At 54.3% G+C, this 17,860-nt stretch carries 17 protein-coding genes; 14 read left to right on the forward strand and 3 right to left on the reverse strand.

Annotation, left to right across the window (positions count from 1 at the left end):
• Window positions 1-22 precede the first annotated feature (22 nt).
• From priB to dnaB, 4 genes are all read left to right on the forward strand, one after another.
• On the forward strand, window positions 23-313 hold the full coding sequence (priB, locus tag ACKWJN_RS10375; protein ID WP_408596635.1) for a primosomal replication protein N: 291 nt from the start codon (window positions 23-25) through the stop codon (window positions 311-313).
• Between the two features lie 12 nt (window positions 314-325).
• Entirely contained in the window at window positions 326-607 is a 282-nt protein-coding gene (rpsR, locus tag ACKWJN_RS10380) for a 30S ribosomal protein S18 (protein ID WP_066706571.1), read from the forward strand.
• 12 nt (window positions 608-619) lie between these two features.
• Window positions 620-1,072 (forward strand): 50S ribosomal protein L9, encoded by a 453-nt coding sequence (rplI, locus tag ACKWJN_RS10385; RefSeq protein ID WP_408596638.1) that lies wholly within the window; start codon window positions 620-622, stop codon window positions 1,070-1,072.
• A 140-nt stretch (window positions 1,073-1,212) separates the two neighbouring features.
• Window positions 1,213-2,622 carry a replicative DNA helicase gene (gene dnaB / locus ACKWJN_RS10390; RefSeq protein ID WP_408596640.1) on the forward strand — a complete coding sequence of 470 codons (1,410 nt, stop codon included), beginning with the start codon at window positions 1,213-1,215 and terminating at the stop codon, window positions 2,620-2,622.
• A 3-nt stretch (window positions 2,623-2,625) separates the two neighbouring features.
• Here the strand turns inward: dnaB and ACKWJN_RS10395 are convergent, their stop codons facing one another.
• The 3 genes from ACKWJN_RS10395 to ACKWJN_RS10405 all read right to left on the reverse strand — a co-directional run bounded on the left by ACKWJN_RS10395 (window position 2,626) and on the right by ACKWJN_RS10405 (window position 5,479).
• On the reverse strand, window positions 2,626-4,314 hold the full coding sequence (locus ACKWJN_RS10395) for a PhoH family protein (RefSeq protein WP_408596642.1): 1,689 nt from the start codon (window positions 4,312-4,314) through the stop codon (window positions 2,626-2,628).
• Between the two features lie 161 nt (window positions 4,315-4,475).
• Window positions 4,476-4,955 (reverse strand): peroxiredoxin, encoded by a 480-nt coding sequence (locus tag ACKWJN_RS10400; RefSeq protein ID WP_408596644.1) that lies wholly within the window; start codon window positions 4,953-4,955, stop codon window positions 4,476-4,478.
• Between the two features lie 140 nt (window positions 4,956-5,095).
• Window positions 5,096-5,479, reverse strand: a complete 384-nt coding sequence (locus ACKWJN_RS10405; RefSeq protein ID WP_408596646.1) for an Mth938-like domain-containing protein — start codon at window positions 5,477-5,479, stop codon at window positions 5,096-5,098.
• A gap of 89 nt (window positions 5,480-5,568) precedes the next feature.
• On the opposite strand from ACKWJN_RS10405, the gene ACKWJN_RS10410 reads away from it, so the two are divergent.
• The 10 genes from ACKWJN_RS10410 to ACKWJN_RS10455 all read left to right on the forward strand — a co-directional run bounded on the left by ACKWJN_RS10410 (window position 5,569) and on the right by ACKWJN_RS10455 (window position 17,829).
• On the forward strand, window positions 5,569-6,795 hold the full coding sequence (locus tag ACKWJN_RS10410; protein ID WP_408596648.1) for a pyridoxal phosphate-dependent aminotransferase: 1,227 nt from the start codon (window positions 5,569-5,571) through the stop codon (window positions 6,793-6,795).
• The gene (locus ACKWJN_RS10415; RefSeq protein WP_408596650.1) at window positions 6,792-8,102 is read left to right on the forward strand and encodes a homoserine dehydrogenase; all 1,311 of its coding nucleotides are present in this window, start codon (window positions 6,792-6,794) and stop codon (window positions 8,100-8,102) included. The genes ACKWJN_RS10410 and ACKWJN_RS10415 overlap by 4 nt, the downstream gene beginning before the upstream one ends.
• Window positions 8,102-9,535, forward strand: coding sequence for a threonine synthase (gene thrC / locus ACKWJN_RS10420; RefSeq protein ID WP_408596652.1), 1,434 nt, complete (start codon window positions 8,102-8,104; stop codon window positions 9,533-9,535). The genes ACKWJN_RS10415 and thrC overlap by 1 nt, the downstream gene beginning before the upstream one ends.
• The gene (gene mobB / locus ACKWJN_RS10425) at window positions 9,532-10,062 is read left to right on the forward strand and encodes a molybdopterin-guanine dinucleotide biosynthesis protein B (protein WP_408596654.1); all 531 of its coding nucleotides are present in this window, start codon (window positions 9,532-9,534) and stop codon (window positions 10,060-10,062) included. The genes thrC and mobB overlap by 4 nt, the downstream gene beginning before the upstream one ends.
• Window positions 10,059-11,303 carry a gephyrin-like molybdotransferase Glp gene (gene glp, locus ACKWJN_RS10430; protein ID WP_408596655.1) on the forward strand — a complete coding sequence of 415 codons (1,245 nt, stop codon included), beginning with the start codon at window positions 10,059-10,061 and terminating at the stop codon, window positions 11,301-11,303. The genes mobB and glp overlap by 4 nt, the downstream gene beginning before the upstream one ends.
• Entirely contained in the window at window positions 11,300-11,551 is a 252-nt protein-coding gene (moaD, locus tag ACKWJN_RS10435; protein WP_408596657.1) for a molybdopterin converting factor subunit 1, read from the forward strand. Before glp ends, moaD begins: the two co-directional genes overlap by 4 nt.
• A 2-nt stretch (window positions 11,552-11,553) precedes the next feature.
• Window positions 11,554-12,030, forward strand: a complete 477-nt coding sequence (gene moaE, locus ACKWJN_RS10440) for a molybdopterin synthase catalytic subunit MoaE (protein WP_408596659.1) — start codon at window positions 11,554-11,556, stop codon at window positions 12,028-12,030.
• Window positions 12,031-12,201: 171 nt separating this feature from the next.
• Window positions 12,202-14,805, forward strand: a complete 2,604-nt coding sequence (gene clpB / locus ACKWJN_RS10445; RefSeq protein ID WP_408596661.1) for an ATP-dependent chaperone ClpB — start codon at window positions 12,202-12,204, stop codon at window positions 14,803-14,805.
• Window positions 14,806-14,898: 93 nt separating this feature from the next.
• Window positions 14,899-16,110 (forward strand): MFS transporter, encoded by a 1,212-nt coding sequence (locus ACKWJN_RS10450; protein ID WP_408596663.1) that lies wholly within the window; start codon window positions 14,899-14,901, stop codon window positions 16,108-16,110.
• A gap of 18 nt (window positions 16,111-16,128) precedes the next feature.
• A complete protein-coding gene (locus tag ACKWJN_RS10455) occupies window positions 16,129-17,829 on the forward strand; it encodes a thiamine pyrophosphate-binding protein (RefSeq protein ID WP_408596665.1) in 1,701 nt (566 codons plus the stop codon).
• The last annotated feature ends 31 nt before the right edge of the window (window positions 17,830-17,860 follow it).

Consider the following 17,860-nt stretch of genomic DNA (forward strand, 5'->3'; position numbering starts at 1 on the left):
TTTTTGCGGTTCATTGCAAGGTGTGAATCAGATTGTTTTGACCGCTTGTATCGCAGAGGTTTCTGCTTTGCGGTACACCCCGGTAGGTCTGCCAGCGCTTGATTTGAGACTCGAACATGAGTCTGAGATCGAAGAAGCAGGGCAGCAACGCCAAGTCAAAGCAAGCGTCAAAACCGTTGCCATTGGAGCTCTGGCTGAGCGATTGGTTCAGCTTCCTTTAGGTAGCCTTTGGCAATTCACAGGTTTTATCGCCTCTCCGCGCAATAGCAAAAACGTTGTTCTTCATATTCAAAATTTTCAGTCAATTTCATAGAAAGCCCAGATCATGGCTACGTTCAAGAAATTCAACAAAGACAAGCGCCCCAAGCGCAACACGCAATCCTTGCTGTTCAAGCGTAAGCGCTTTTGCCGTTTCACCGTCACTGGCGTAGAGGAGATCGATTACAAAGATATCGATACTTTGCGTGACTTCATTGCCGAAAACGGAAAAATCATTCCCGCGCGTTTGACCGGCACCCGTGCCATTTACCAGCGTCAGCTCAACACGGCCATCAAGCGTGCTCGCTTTCTTGCCATGTTGCCTTACAGCGACCAGCACAAAATCTAAGGAGAAACGACCATGCAAATTATTCTGCTCGACAAGGTCGTGAACCTCGGCAACCTGGGCGAAATCGTCAAGGTGAAAGATGGTTATGCACGCAACTTTTTGATCCCTTCAGGCCGTGCTCGTCGCGCCACTGAAAGCGCCATCAAGGAATTCGAAGCCCGCCGCGCCGAACTTGAAAAAGTTGCAGCTGAGAAGCTGGCAGCGGCTCAAGCCCAAGGTGAAAAACTGGCCGGTACTTCCATCAAGTTGAGCCAAAAAGCCGGTGTGGACGGACGCTTGTTCGGTTCTGTCACCAACTTCGACATCGCTGAAGAACTCACCAAGAACGGCTATGCCGTGGCCAAAGCGCAAGTCCGCATGCCCACAGGACCTATCAAGGTGGTGGGTGACAGCACGGTCAGCGTGGCTTTGCATACCGATGTCGTGGTCGACATTACCGTGTCTGTTTACGGCGAAACTGCTTAAGTTTTCCCTAGTCAACAGAAAGCCGCTCCTCGGAGCGGCTTTTTCTTTTGATTTCCTCCGCTAACCCCAGCCTTATCCACAGGGTTATCCCATGACTTGTATGCGCCAAGGGCTTAGGATGTCGCATTCACAGGAATCCTATGTCAGCTGTTTTATCAGGCCTTGAAGAAGGCTTCTCAAGCGATAAACAAATCGCTCAATTGCGCATTCCTCCGCACTCGATCGAAGCAGAGTCCAGTGTGTTGGGCGGGTTGTTGCTCGACAACGGTGCTTGGGATCGGGTCGGGGATTTGTTGGTGGATGGAGACTTCTACCGCTATGAGCACCGGCAGGTGTATGCGGCGATTGGGGCCTTGGTCAACACCAGCCGTCCAGCGGATGTGATCACGGTGTATGAGCATTTACAGGCCTTGGGAAAAGCGGAGGAGATCGGTGGTCTGGGCTACTTGAATGCCTTGGCGCAGTATGTGCCGAGCGCCAGCAATATTCGTCGTTATGCCGAAATCGTGCGTGAGCGTTCAATTTTGCGCAAGCTGGTGAGCGCCAGCGACGAGATCGCTACCAACGCATTCAACACCCAAGGGCGTGCCGTGGCACAAATCTTGGACGAGGCAGAGCAAAAAATCTTCAACATAGGGGAAGAGGGCTCGCGGATGAAGCAAGGCTTCCAAGCGATGCCTCAATTGGTGGTTGATTTGTTGGATCGCGTCCAAGAGATGGCCGACAACCAAAACGACATCACGGGTGTACCTACCGGATTCTTTGACTTTGATCGCATGACGTCTGGCCTGCAGCCCGGAGACTTGATCGTCTTGGCTGCTCGTCCCTCCATGGGTAAGACCGCCTTGGCGATCAACATAGCAGAGCATGTGGCCTTGAATGAAGGATTGCCGGTTGCCGTTTTCTCTATGGAAATGGGCGCTTCACAATTGGCGGTGCGTATTGTGGGCTCGATTGGTCGGATTGACCAAGGCCATTTGCGAACCGGTAAATTGAGTGATGACGAGTGGCCGCGTTTGACCGAGGCGATCGAAAAATTACGCAATGTTTCTTTGCACATTGACGAAACGCCAGGATTGACTCCGAGTGAACTTCGTGCAAACGCCCGTCGTTTGGCGCGACAGTGCGGCAAATTGGGTTTGATCGTGGTCGACTATTTGCAGTTGATGAGCGGTTCAAACAGCAGCGGAGGAGATAACCGTGCAACTGAAATTGGTGAGATTTCACGTGGCTTGAAAATGCTGGCCAAAGAATTGCAATGCCCCGTGATTGCATTGTCTCAGTTGAACCGAAGTGTGGAGCAGCGCACGGACAAGCGCCCAATGATGAGTGACTTGCGTGAGTCAGGCGCCATTGAGCAAGACGCTGACGTGATCATGTTCATTTACCGCGATGATTACTACAACAAAGAATCCAAAGAGCCCGGTGTTGCTGAAGTGATCATCGGCAAGCAACGCAATGGACCCACGGGCACAGTCAAGCTGGCCTTCTTGAAACCTCTGACCAAGTTTGAGAGTTTGGCCAGTGGTTACAACAACGGCGACTTCTGAGTCTTAGAGAACGTCGCTGGCGTAGTCTGCCAATCGAGAGCGTTCGCCTCGCGCCAATGTGATGTGACCGCCATGCGGCCAACCTTTGAACCGGTCCACGGCAAAGGTCAATCCGGAAGAGCCTTCACTCAAATAAGGCGTGTCAATTTGAGCCAAGTTGCCCATGCAAACAATCTTGGTTCCAGGACCCGCTCGCGTGATCAATGTCTTCATTTGCTTGGGCGTTAAATTTTGCGCCTCGTCAATGATCAGGTACTTGTTCAAGAACGTTCGCCCTCGCATGAAGTTCAGGCTCTTGATCTTGATACGGCTGCGAATCAATTCACTGGTGGCTGCCCGACCCCATTCGCCAGCGCTGGTTTCGGTCTTGGCCAATACCTCAAGGTTGTCGTCTAAAGCGCCCATCCATGGGCCCATCTTTTCCTCTTCGGTGCCTGGCAAAAAGCCAATGTCTTCACCCACACTCACCGTGGCGCGTGTCATGATGATTTCGGTGTAACGACGCTCGTCGAGCACTTGCGTTAAGCCAGCGGCCAAAGCCATCAAGGTTTTACCCGTACCCGCTGTGCCTGTGAGTGTGACGAAATCAATCTCATGATCTGTCAGTAAATTCATGGCAAAGTTTTGTTCGCGGTTGCGGGTGGTGACGCCCCAAACAGCATTCTTGAGGTGATTGAAGTCCTTGAGTGTTTTCAAAACCACCGTTTTGCCACGGATTTCAGTCACCCGGGCATACAAACTGGGTTCGCCAGGGGCCTCGAAATAGACAAACTGGTTGATGTGCAACTCTGGCACGATGGGTCCAGCCAAACGGTAGAAGGTCTGGCTGCCGCTTTGCCAGCTTTCCACCGACTTGGCGTGTTTGATCCAGAAATCATGCGGAAGGGCCAAGGCGCCAGAGTACAACAAGTCCCCATCTTCGAGCGTCTTGTCGTTTTGATAGTCTTCTGCCGCCAAGCCCAATGCGCGTGCTTTGACCCGCATGTTGATGTCTTTGGAGACCAGCACCACGTCACGGGGGGCATGTTGCAGCCTTAATGCATCGACAACCCCCAGAATTTGGTTATCGGCCTTACCTTGGGGCAGGCTGGCTGGCAAATTGAAGTCGAGTGTTTGGGTTTGAAAGAACAATCGCCCACCCACTTGACGATGGCCGGTGCTGTCGAGTTTCAAGCCTGATGTGATGTCAGCGCCGTGGTTGGCCACCAATGCATCCAATGTCCGACTGGTTTGCCGTGCATTTCGCGCGACTTCAGTGACACCTTTTTTGTTGCTGTCGAGCTCTTCCAGCACGATCATGGGTAAAAAGATGTCATGTTCTTCGAAGTTGAACAGGCACATGGGGTCGTGCATCAACACATTGGTGTCAAGCACAAACAGTTTGACAGGCCCGCTTCGTTTGGCCTTTTTAGGGGATGTTGCAACCGAAGTCGTTTGACGGGCAGCCACAGGTCGGCGCTCTGGAGGTCGAGCTTTCTCGCTGGCCTGGACGGGAGTCAGGTGCACGTGGGCTTTTGGGCTGATGTCGTGGCTGGCGTGTTGCGGCGCTTCAAACGATGTCGTGTCTGGGCTGTGATCGGCTTCCTCGTCTTGGACCAAAGCCCTGCGCGTTGGACGAGATTTTGTGGCGGCTTCAAGGCCTTCATTGCTCAGTATGGCGGCGCGTTTGGTAGGTGCAGGAGGCAGTGGCATGGGATGGTCAAAAGGAAGGTTAAAACGCAGGCATGAGGCTTAAAAAGCGCAAAAGCCGCCTGGTGTCCAAGCGGCTTTTGTGGGGTGAAACGTGTTCTCGTCTTTCATCGTCATAGAGCCACTATACCCGAGCCCCATGACGGTTGTTGGGCATGAATCGTTCAGCCACCTGCCTTTTTCAAAACTTTGACGGCTTTGAGCACATCATCCACGTGACCTGGTACTTTCAGTCCTCGCCATTCTTCTTTGAGCAGACCGTCAGCGCCAATCAAGAAGGTGCTCCGCTCAATGCCCTTGACTTTCTTGCCGTACATGATTTTGTTTTTCACCACGCCAAACATATGGCACATCTTTTCTTCGGTGTCCGCAATCAACTCAAAGGGTAGTTCGAGTTTGGTTTTGAAGTCATCATGCGACTTCATGTTGTCACGAGAGACCCCAAACACGACAGCACCGGCTTTGACGAAATCTTTGTATTTGTCTCGGAATTGCATCGCTTCTGTGGTGCACCCAGGCGTGTTGTCCTTGGGGTAAAAGTACAGCACCAACATTTGTCCGGTGTGCGAGTTGTTGGACACCTTGATGCCACCCGTGGCATTGGCTTCAAATTCGGGAAGGGGTTTGTTGACAACAATTGCCATAGCGCTTCAATCAGGTGTGACAGTAAAGACGGCCGATGGTCTGGGGCAACTGTCTAGACGCCCCCAACGGCAACCTGTTATTTTAACTTGAAATCAAATCGGACCTTGTATTTCGCCCAGATGACCAACTCGTGGCGGATTCAACACTTCATTGGGCTGTCTATCAACAGTGCCGCAGCCACCTTGCGGCCCTCGCCTGCCAAGATGTTGTAGGTGCGGCAGGCTGCTTGGGTGTCCATGGTTTCCAAACCGATGCGTTTTTCCATCATGCCTTGAATCCAGCCGGGGGATACAAAACGGAGCAAACGTCCGCTGCCAAAAATAACCAACTCGACATCAAGTTGGGCCAGTTGCGCAAAATGCGAGGGCTCTAAGTCTTCAAACCGCTCGCATTGCCAATCGAGTTGAGCGCCGTTCGATGAGATGACCACGCTGTGGTGAATTTTTTCCCCCTGGATGGCCACCCATCCGGGGCCATACCCCGTGACAGAGGGCACATCGATTCGGTCGGGTTGCAGTTTCATGGTGGGTTGTCGAGGTGGTGTGCTTGAAGCGTGCGAGTTCTGTGGTCAAATTATAGGTTTTCACCCGTAAAAGCGCCCCCGGAGGGACTTTGAAGAAGATCCAAAAATCCAACAAGCTGTCCAACGTCTGTTATGACATACGCGGTCCCATCATGGACCGAGCCCGTCAAATGGAGGAGGAAGGCCACAAGATCATCAAGCTCAACATCGGCAACTTGGCCGTGTTTGGGTTTGATGCGCCAGAAGAGATTCAGCAAGACATGATCCGAAATTTGCCCAATTCGGCAGGTTATTCGGACAGCAAAGGCATTTTTGGGGCTCGAAAAGCCGTCATGCACGAGACCCAAAAACAAGGCATCAAAGGTGTCACGCTGGATGATATTTACTTGGGCAACGGTGCCAGCGAATTGATTGTGATGGCCACCAACGCGTTGTTGAACAACGGCGACGAGCTATTACTGCCAGCACCTGACTATCCATTGTGGACGGCAGCGGTCAGTCTGTCTGGCGGCACACCCGTTCATTACCTCTGTGATGAAGACAATGGCTGGATGCCAAACCTCGACGACATCCGTGCCAAGATCACGTCGAACACCAAAGGTATTGTGGTGATCAACCCCAACAACCCCACGGGAGCTTTGTATTCTGATGACTTGCTCAAGCAGATCGTCTCTCTGGCCCGTGAAAATGGCTTGGTCATCTTTGCTGACGAGGTGTACGACAAGGTGCTGTATGACGGCATCAAGCACACGCCTATCGCCAGCCTGAGCCAAGATGTGTTGACGTTGACCTTCAACTCTTTGTCTAAAAGCTACCGTTCTTGTGGGTATCGAGCAGGCTGGTTGGTGGTCTCGGGTGACAAAAAGCCCGCCACAGATTACATCGAGGGCTTGAACATGCTCTCCAACATGCGGCTGTGCGCGAATGTGCCAGGCCAATGGGCCATCCAAACAGCTTTGGGGGGGTACCAGAGCATCAACGATTTGGTGGGGGAGGGTGGTCGGTTGCGCAAGCAACGCGATTTGGCCTATGAACTCATCAGCGCAATCCCCGGCGTGAGTTGTGTCAAACCTCAGGCTGCACTTTACATGTTCCCACGTCTGGATCCCAAGGTTTACCCGATCCAAGATGACCAACATTTTTTCTTGGAATTGCTCCAAGAAACCAAAGTCATGTTGGTGCAAGGGACAGGATTCAACTGGCCCAGTACCGACCACTTTCGCATCGTGTTCTTACCGCATGAAGATGACTTGCGCGAAGCCATTGCGCGCATCGCCAAATTCCTAGAAAACTACCGTCACAAACATTCCGCATGAAACCGATACAAGTAGGCCTTTTCGGCATAGGCACCGTGGGACGAGGCACTTTTGAAGTGCTCCAACGCAACCAAGAAGAAATTCAACGCCGAGCTGGGCGACCGATTCAAATCACCATGGTGGCTGATTTGGATACGGCCCGAGCCCAATCCATCGTAGGCAGCGACATTCAAGTGGTCGGCGATGCCCGCCAAATCATCGCCAACCCTGAGATCGATATCGTGGTCGAATTGATCGGTGGCTACGGCGTTGCCAAGCAATTGGTGTTGGAAGCTATTGCAGCCGGCAAGCATGTGGTCACGGCCAACAAAGCGTTGCTCGCTGTGCATGGGACAGAAATTTTTGCCGCCGCACACCAGAAAGGCGTGATGGTTGCATTTGAGGCTGCTGTGGCAGGGGGGATTCCGATCATCAAGGCCCTGCGCGAAGGTCTCACGGCCAACCGCATCCAGTGGTTGGCGGGCATCATCAATGGCACCACCAATTTCATCTTGTCTGAGATGCGCGACAAAGGCTTGGCTTTTGATGACGTGCTCAAGCAAGCGCAAGCCTTGGGTTATGCCGAGGCAGACCCTACGTTTGACATTGAAGGTGTGGATGCCGCGCACAAAGCCACCCTCATGTCGGCCATTGCGTTTGGGGTGCCAGTTCAGTTTGACAAAGCCTATGTAGAAGGCATCACCAAGCTGGAATCACAAGACATTCGCTATGCCGAACAGCTGGGCTATCGCATCAAGCTCTTGGGGATTTCTAAGCGCACGGCGCACGGCATTGAGCTGCGAGTTCACCCTTGTCTTGTGCCCGCCAAGCGCCTGATTGCCAATGTCGAGGGCGCGATGAACGCCGTCATGGTGCACGCCGATGCTGTGGGGACGACCCTGTACTACGGCAAAGGCGCAGGCAGCGAGCCTACGGCCAGCGCAGTGATCGCCGATCTGGTGGACATCACACGTTTGCACACCGTGGATCCACTGAACCGTGTACCGCATCTGGCATTCCAGCCCGATGCGATGAGCGACTTGCCGATGCTCTCCATGGACCGAGTGGTGACCAGTTATTACCTTCGCCTTCGCGTGGCCGACCAAGCGGGTGTATTGGCCAAGGTGACGGGTATTTTGGCTGCCGCCGACATCAGCATTGACGCGGTTCTTCAGCGTGAAGCGGGTGAGGGCGAGAGCTACACCGACCTGATCATTCTGACCCATGACTGCCCAGAAGCCAAAATGAACCAAGCCTTGGCTGAAATGCAGCAACTCACCACGGTTCTTGCACCTATCACGCGTATCCGCAAAGAAGAGCTCAACTGATGCAATACCTGTCGACCCGCGGCCACCCAGAACGCAAACGTTTTTGCGAAATCTTGTTGGAAGGTTTGGCCCCCGATGGCGGCCTTTACTTGCCGCAACACTATCCTCAAGTGGCAGGGACTGAGTTGGCGCGTTTGCGAAGTGTTTACGCGTCGAAGGGATATGCCCACCTTGCGTATGAGGTGCTCTCCCTCTACATCGACGACATTCCAGCCGATGACCTCAAGGCCTTGTGCATCAAGACCTACACCCCAGAAGTTTTTGGCACAGCCGCCATCGTCCCCGTGCGTCCGCTGGAGCCGGGTGTCTTCGTTGAAGCCCTCTCCAACGGGCCCACCTTGGCATTCAAGGACATGGCGATGCAACTGCTTGGCAACTTGTTTGAGTACGAGTTAGCTCGCCGTGGCGAAGAGCTCAATATTTTTGGTGCCACCAGTGGTGACACAGGAAGCGCGGCCGAATATGCCATGCGCGGCAAACACGGCGTACGTGTCTTCATGACCAGCCCACACGGGCGCATGAGCCCGTTCCAGCAAGCGCAAATGTTCAGTCTGCTGGATGAAAACATCCACAACATCGCGATTGAAGGTGTGTTTGACGATTGCCAAGATTTGGTCAAGGCAGTGTCCAATGATTTGGACTTCAAGAGCCGGTACAAAATTGGCACAGTCAACTCCATCAACTGGGCACGCTTGTTAGCTCAGGTGGTCTATTACTTTGCTGGTTATTTTCAAGTCACCTCAGACAATGCGCAGCAGGCAAGTTTTACCGTGCCGAGTGGGAACTTTGGCAATGTGTGTGCGGGTCATGTGGCGCGCATGATGGGCTTGCCGATCGCCCAACTGGTGGTGGCAACCAATGAAAACGATGTGTTGGATGAGTTTTTCCGAACGGGCGTCTACCGTGTGCGCGGCAGTGCCGACACCCATGAAACATCCAGTCCCTCCATGGACATTTCCAAGGCCAGCAATTTCGAGCGCTTTGTCTTTGACCTGCTGGGCCGTGATGGTGCCCGCGTCGACACCCTGTTTCGGCATGAACTTTCGGCCAATGGTCGATTTGACTTGAGCGCAGATCCTCTGTTTGAGCAAGCGCATGCACGCTACGGATTTGTCAGTGGCAAAAGCACCCATGCGGATCGGTTGCAGACCATTCGCTCGGTCCACCAAGCCTTTGGCCAAATGGTGGATACGCACACGGCCGATGGCATCAAAGTTGCCCGTGAGCATGTGTCTGCAGGCGTGCCCATGGTGGTGCTTGAGACCGCTTTGCCGATCAAGTTTGCGGCCACCATCGTCGAGGCCCTGAACCAAGAGCCTGAACGACCTTCAAAGTTTGATGGCCTAGAGCTTTTACCTCGCCGGGTACGCGTGATGGCTGCTGACGTGACACTGGTCAAAGATTACATTCGCCAGCACTGCGCTCATTCATGAAGGTGGTGGCTTTTGCTGGTTTTTCTGGCTCCGGAAAAACCACCTTGGTGGAGCAAATGATCGGTGTCATGCGAATGCGCCACCTGCGTGTGTCTGTGGTCAAGCACGCGCACCACGACTTTGACATTGACCATCCAGGCAAAGACAGTTGGCGCCATCGGGAAGCCGGAGCATTTGAAGTGGTGTTGGCATCGCACCGACGGTTGGTTTTGCAACGTGAATTTGAACAACCCACCCAGCTTTCGGTGCATCATTTGTTGGCCGAAGTCTACGACGGTGTCGACTGGGTTTTGGTTGAGGGCTTCAAGCACAGCGATCTGCAAAAAATTGAGGTTTGGCGCCTGTCTTCAGGGCAGCCCGTGCGCTACCCAGAAGACGACTTTGTGGTGGCTATTGCCACCGATACCCCTGAGGCATTGCCAGAACCTACGCAGCGTCCTGTGCTAGATTTGAACGATCCTCAAGCTGTCTGCGATTGGTTGCTCACCCACCAAGACCGATTTGACTACACCCCACCTTTGATATGACGCGACCTGCCTTGTTGTCTTTAGATGAAGCCTTGCCCCAGCTGTTGGCACATGCCAAGCCTTTGTCTGGCGTTCAGAGGGTCTCGACTTTTGAGGCCGATGGTCGTGTTCTGGCGCAAGATGTGACGGCTGGTTTGCAAGTGCCACCGCAAGACAATAGTTCGATGGATGGCTATGCCGTGCGAGCGTCCGATTGCCTACAAGCCGGTGCGCTGCTGCGTGTCACGCAGCGCATCCCTGCGGGTACTCAGGGCGCGCCTTTGGGTGTTGGGGAGGCCGCGCGTATCTTCACCGGTGCGCCTATTCCTGAAGGTGCTGATGCTGTGGTGATGCAAGAGGATTGCGAACCGATGGAGCCGTCATACGTCAAGGTCCTCAAACCCACGCCAGCCGGGCAGTGGATTCGCCGCTCCGGCGAGGATGTCACCCTTGGTTCCAAGGTGTTGTTGACGGGCGATCGCCTCACCCCCGCTTCTTTGGGCCTGGCGGCCAGCATTGGCATGGCGCAGTTGCACGTGGCCGCTCGACCCCGCGTGGCATTGTTCTCAACCGGTGATGAACTGGTCATGCCAGGAGATGTGGCGCCCCAAGACATGGCTGCGGGCTCTATTTACAACTCCAACCGTTTTTTTCTGCGCGCCATGCTGCAGCGCCTGGGTTGTAAAGTCACGGATCTGGGCATCGTGCCCGACCAGCGTGAAGCCACAGTTCAAGCCTTGCGCGATGCCGCCGCTGGTCATGATCTGGTGTTGACGAGTGGTGGCGTGTCTGTGGGGGAAGAGGACCACATCAAACCTGCTGTGCAGGCCTTGGGGACCTTGAATCTGTGGCAGCTCGCCATCAAACCCGGCAAGCCGTTTGCCTACGGTCAGGTGAATCGTGCCGATCCAACCGCCGGGGTATGCCATTTCATGGGTTTGCCAGGCAATCCAGTGTCTAGTTTTGTCACCTTCTTGTTGCTGGTTCGCCCCTTTGTGTTGGCGCTGCAAGGTTTGAAAAACACAGACATCACCCGTACCGCACAGACCGCGAATTTTGATTGGCTTCGCGCAGACAAGCGGCGTGAATTTTTGCGTGTCAAGCGAAATGCCCAAGGTGGCTTGGACTTGTTTGCCAACCAAAGCTCTGGCGTTCTCACCTCTGCTGTCTGGGGCGATGGTGTGGTCGATAACCCTGCCGGTCAAACCATTGCAAAAGGTGACACAGTTCAGTTTATTTCCTTTGCGGAGTGGTTGTCATGAATTTGACGGTGCGTTATTTCGCATCGATCCGCGAGGCTGTGGGTTGTGGCAGTGAAGCCTTAGATACCCAAGCGGCCTCGTTGGCTGAGTTGCGAGCCGAGTTGATCTCACGTGGCGGGGCTTACGCCGAGGCGCTGGCCCAAGGACGAGCGGTGCGCATGGCGCTCAACCAAGACCTGTGCGAGGCGACTGCAACCTTGTCCGAAGGCTGTGAGGTGGCCTTTTTTCCTCCAGTGACCGGTGGTTGATCATGTCTTTCAGCGTGATCATCCAAACTCAAGACTTTGACGTCAGTCAGGAGTTGTCGGTTTTGCGCCAAGGAGATTCCCGCGTGGGTGCCGTGTGCAGTTTTGTGGGCACGGTGCGTGAGCGCAATGAAGGCAGTTCAGTTTCAAGCATGGAGCTGGAGCATTACCCAGGGATGACCGAAAAATCGATCCAAGCCATGATGGCGCAAGCCCAGCAGCGTTTTGATATTTATGCCGCCAAGGTGATTCACCGCGTGGGGTTGTTGCAGCCGATGGACCAAATCGTCTTGGTGGCCGTGACCTCGGCGCACCGTGGCATGAGCTTTCAGGCATGTGAGTTTTTGATGGATTACCTCAAAACGCAAGCCCCCTTTTGGAAAAAAGAAGTCACCCCAGATGGTGCGCGTTGGGTCGACGCGCGCGTCAGTGATGACCAGGCCTTGGCGCGTTGGGGCATTCAAGCGCACAACGCGGACTGACCCCCGGGCGTGTGGTGCGAGCAGCCTCGGGCAGCCTTTTGACCCATGTGACGCGGTGCTTTGGGCTTGAATTCATTGACCTATGTCAATCTTGGTCTTGAGCGAGCCACTTGAAAAGTGTGGCAACAGCCTCAGCTACTGAGTCATTCAACATCTGATTGCGGAGTTTTCATGCGTCTCGACAAACTGACCACCAAATTCCAAGAAGCACTCTCCGAAGCCCAAACTTTGGCACTGGGCAACGACCATGCCTACATCGAACCGTCGCATGTATTGGTGGCCATGTTGCGACAAGATGACGGCCCCAAGTCGCTCCTGCAGCGCGCTGGCGTCAACGTGGCCGGGTTGGCTACAGCTGCCGAAACAGCCATGAACCGTTTGCCCAAAGTTCAAGGGCAAGAGCAGGTGCAGGTCGGGCGTGATTTGGTGTCGCTGATCCAAGCGGCTGAGAAAGAATCCATCAAACGTGGCGATCAATACATTGCCAGCGAGTTGTTTTTGCTGGCGCTTTGCGATCACAAGGGCGATTGGGGCAAGCTCGCGCGTGACAACGGGTTGAGCCGACACAGCTTGGAGGCCGCGGTCACCGCTGTGCGGGGTGGACAAAAGGTGGACAACGCTGAGAGCGAAGGCCAGCGCGAGTCCCTCAAAAAGTACTGCGTTGATTTGACCGAGCGTGCGCGCAGCGGCAAGCTCGATCCCGTGATTGGCCGTGACGATGAAATTCGCCGTGCGATTCAAGTTTTGCAACGACGAACCAAAAACAACCCGGTCCTGATTGGCGAGCCTGGTGTAGGTAAAACGGCGATCGTTGAAGGCCTAGCACAACGCATTGTCTCGGGTGAAGTTCCTGACTCACTCAAAGGCAAGCGGGTGTTGTCACTGGACATGGCGGCTTTGTTGGCGGGAGCCAAATACCGTGGTGAGTTTGAAGAACGCCTGAAAAGCGTGCTCACCGAATTGGCCAAGGACGAAGGTCAAACCATCGTCTTTATTGACGAACTGCACACCATGGTGGGGGCTGGCAAAGCCGAGGGGGCCATGGACGCGGGCAACATGCTCAAGCCTGCTTTGGCGCGCGGTGAACTGCACTGTGTGGGCGCGACGACCTTGGATGAATACCGAAAGTACATTGAAAAAGATGCGGCTTTAGAGCGTCGTTTTCAAAAAATCATCGTTGGCGAACCTTCGGTTGAAGCCACCATTGCCATCTTGCGAGGCTTGCAAGAGAAGTACGAAGTTCACCATGGCGTAGAGATCACCGACCCCGCCATTGTTGCGGCGGCTGAGTTGTCACATCGTTACATCACAGACCGATTTCTTCCTGACAAAGCGATTGACCTGATCGATGAAGCTGCTGCCAAGATCAAGATTGAAATTGATTCCAAGCCCGAAGTGATGGACAAGTTGGATCGCCGGTTGATCCAGCTCAAAATTGAACGCGAGGCCGTGCGTAAAGAAAAGGATGAGGCCTCCCAAAAACGCTTAGGTTTGTTGGAAGAAGAAATCACCAAACTCGGCAAAGACTATGCGGACTTGGAAGAGATTTGGAAGTCTGAAAAAGCATCCGCCCATGGCGGCGCGCAAATCAAAGAAGAAATTGACCGCCTGCGTCACCAAATTGAAGAGTTCACCCGCAAAGGGGACTTCAACAAGGTGGCTGAGCTCCAGTATGGAAAGTTGCCCGAGCTGGAAAAGCGCTTGAAAGAAGCCAACGCCAACGAAACCAGCAAAGCTGCCAAGTCAGGTGGACACAGGTTGTTGCGCACCCAAGTGGGGGCTGAAGAAATTGCTGAAGTGGTGGCACGTGCCACGGGAATACCTGTGTCCAAGTTGATGCAGGGTGAGCGTGACAAGTTGCTGCAGATGGAAGACAAGTTGCACCAACGTGTGGTGGGTCAAGAGGAGGCCATCACGGCTGTGGCCAACGCGATTCGTCGCTCCCGTGCTGGTTTGGGTGACCCCCATCGCCCCACCGGTTCCTTCTTGTTCCTTGGCCCAACGGGTGTTGGAAAAACGGAGTTGTGCAAAGCGTTGGCGGGCTTCTTGTTTGACAGCGAAGACCACATGATTCGCATCGACATGAGTGAATTCATGGAGAAGCACTCTGTCAGCCGTTTGATCGGTGCACCACCCGGCTATGTGGGCTATGACGAAGGTGGCTACTTGACCGAGGCGGTGCGACGCAAGCCTTACAGCGTGTTGCTGCTCGATGAGGTGGAAAAAGCACATCCCGATGTCTTCAATATTTTGTTGCAAGTGCTCGACGACGGTCGATTGACCGATGGTCAAGGACGCACCGTGGATTTCAAAAACACGGTCATCGTGATGACATCCAACATTGGTTCTCCAATCATCCAAAGCATGGTGGGACAGGACCCGCAAGACATCAAAGATGCTGTCTGGGATGAGCTCAAGAGCCATTTCCGTCCTGAGTTTTTGAACCGCATTGACGAAACCGTGGTGTTTCATGCCCTCGATGCGCAGCACATTGCGCGCATTGCAGACATCCAACTCAAGGTGCTCTCCGAGCGTCTGGCCAAGATGGACCTCGGGTTGCAGGTCTCACCTGCAGCCTTGGCTGAATTGGCCAAGGTCGGTTTTGACCCTGTCTTTGGTGCACGTCCCCTCAAACGCGCCATCCAGCAACGCATTGAGAACCCGTTGTCAAAGCTCTTGTTAGAGGGCAAATTTGGACCCAAAGACCACATCGCGGTGAGCGTGGATCCAGTCCGTGCTCCGGGTGAGTTCGCCTTCACCAAAGTAGCCAGTTAACCCGGGGGTTTGTCCCCCAGTCGACGTCTCCAAAGCGGCGCAAAGGTTAGGATCCCATTCTTCCTGGCCTTTGCGCTGATTTGATGAGACTTCATGACATCTCCCCTTGACCCCCATGCCGTGCCTTGGCGCGATGACGCTGCAGTGATAGGTTTGGTGGGCTTGGCGCACGCCGGGTCACATTTTTCGCATCTGCTTTTGCCTTTGATGTTTCCGGTGTTCATTCAAACCTTTGGTTTGAGCTATGCCGAACTGGGCTTGTTGATGTCGGTGTTTTTCGTGGTCTCGGGCATCGGCCAGGCCAGCGCAGGTTTCTTGGTCGATCGTGTGGGCGCGCGACCGGTGCTTTTCGCAGCATTGACTGCGTTTGTGTTGGCTTGTCTGCTGGCCTCTGTGGCTCACAACTACGCGACCTTGATGGGCGTTGCCGTCCTTCTTGGATTGGGTAACAGCACGTTTCATCCGGCAGACTTCACCATCTTGAATCAAAAAATCTCTGCCCAGCGCCTGGGATATGCCTTCAGCGTGCATGCTTTGACAGGTAATCTGGGTTGGGCCGTAGCGCCCATTTTCATGGTTGGCTTGAGCAGTTTGTTTGACTGGCGTATGGCCTATTTGGGCGCGGCGTTGATGTTTTCTGGCATTTTGCTTTTGTTGGTGTGGCATCGCGCGAGTTTGCTCACGCATCAGACTGTTCACCCGGAGGGGGCACCTCAGGTTCACACTTTGGCATTTTTAAAAAATACAGTCGTTTGGTGGTGCTTCGGCTTTTTCATGCTCACGGCCATGACCTTGGTGATCGTGCAGAGTTTTTCCGTCTCCATCTTGCAGGCCATGCATGGTGTGACGTTTGAAGCCGCCACCATGACCCTCACGGCATATATGTTGTGTGCTGCTGCGGGGGTGGTGATTGGAGGCTTTTTTGCCGCGCGTTTGCCCAAACAAAGCGAGTGGGTGGTTGCGGTTTGCATGGCGGTCGCGGCTTTGTTCATGGCCCTGTGTGGCAGTGGGTGGTTGGGGGCGACAGCCACCATGGTGGTGCTGGCATTGACGGGTCTTGCCATTGGCGTGGGCGGGCCGTCACGAGACATGATGATCAAAAATGCCACGCCTAAAGGAGCCACGGGCCGCGTTTATGGCATGGTGTATTCCGGCATCGATGTGGGCTCTGCCATCACCCCTTTGATGTTTGGTGTGTTCATGGACCATGGTTGGTTTGGCTCAACCTTGATTGGTGCGGCGATGGTGTTGCTGCTCAGTGTTTGGGTCGCGCTGGCGGTGGGGCGACGCACGGTACACGTTTAAGTTAATTGGAGAAATATCATGAAACAGATGGCTGGACACTTGCTGGTTGAGTGCTTGATTGAGCAAGGCGTGACCCATGCGTTTGGTGTGCCTGGAGAGAGTTACTTGGGCGTCTTGGACGGGTTTCACGCCTACCAAGACAAAATTCAATTCGTCATCAATCGCCAAGAAGGTGGCGCGGCCTACATGGCCGATGCCCAAGGGCGTCTGACCGGTCGGCCGGGCGTGTGTTTTGTCACCCGAGGTCCAGGTGCAACCAATGCCTCCATTGGCATTCACACGGCCTTTCAAGACAGTGCGCCGATGGTGTTGTTTGTTGGGGATGTCGGCAGTGATTTCCGCGACCGAGAGGCTTTCCAAGAAGTGGACTACAACAGCTTTTTTGGCCCCAGCACCCGTGGCATGGCCAAACGGGTGGAGCGCATTGACGATCCAGAGCGGATTCCAGAATACATCGCCCGCGCCTTTGCCACCGCCATGAATGGGCGCCCGGGGCCTGTTGTGGTGGTTTTGCCAGAAGACATGTTGGTGCGTCACGTCAGCGCGCGTCCTTTGGCGCGCGTGGAGCCTGTGGAGGCCTGGAGTGATCCGGGGGCCTTGCGTCAACTGCGAGAGATGCTGCTGGCTTGCCAACGGCCTTTTGTGATCGCAGGCGGGACAGGTTGGACCCCGCAATCGGCACAAGCCCTGCAACGGTTTGCAGAAAATTGGAAATTGCCAGTGGGCAACGCGTTTCGCTTTCAAGATATTTTTGACAACCACCATCCCCAGTACGCTGGTGACGTGGGGATTGGCATCAACCCCAAACTGGCGCAACGCATTCGTGAAAGCGATTTGATCTTGGCAATAGGCCCTCGATTGGGAGAAATGACGACCCATGGATACACCTTGCTTGAAGCGCCAAGACCCAAACAAAAGCTGGTGCATATGCATGCCAGCGCAGAGGAGCTCAATCGGGTCTACCAAGCTGATTTGGCCATTCTCTCGACGATGAACGCGGCTGCTCGATCACTGGAGGTTTTGACTGCGCCTGTGAGCTTACCGTGGGAGGCGTGGACGGAGTCTGCTCACCAAGACTATCAAGATAACTTGGTGCCTCAAGCGATGCCGGGAGACATCAACATGCCCGCCATTGTCAACACCATCAGCCAACTGTTGCCCGCCGATGCTGTGCTGACCAATGGGGCGGGTAATTTTGCGAGTTGGGTGCATCGATTCCATCAACACCATGGACTTGCAAGTGGCTTGCGGACGCAATTGGCGCCAACTGTGGGCTCTATGGGTTATGGCGTGCCAGCTGGTATTGCCGCCAACCTGATCACTGGTCGCACAGTGTTCACGATTGCAGGGGACGGGGACTTTTTGATGAATGGTCAAGAGTTGGCCACAGCCACTCAGCATGGTGCCAAAACCATCGTCGTGTTGCTCAACAACGGCATGTACGGAACCATTCGCATGCATCAAGAGCGGGAGTTTCCCCGACATGACAGTGGCTCAAATTTGAAAAACCCAGATTTTGCTGCTTTGGCGCGCGCTTATGGATATGCAGGTGTACGAATCACGCGCACGGATGAGTTCGAAGCTGAATTCAAAGCTGCGCTTGCTCGTCCTGAAGGCACCTTGATTGAGATCATGCTTGACCCCGAGGTCATCACCACCCGCGGGACCTTGAGTGCCATTCGTGATGCGGCACTTGAGCGCCGACAAAATGGTGCCTGACAAGTGAGGGTGCGAATACAAAAGGGCCGCT

The organism is Limnohabitans sp., assembly GCF_046052825.1.
GTDB lineage: Bacteria > Pseudomonadota > Gammaproteobacteria > Burkholderiales > Burkholderiaceae_C > Limnohabitans.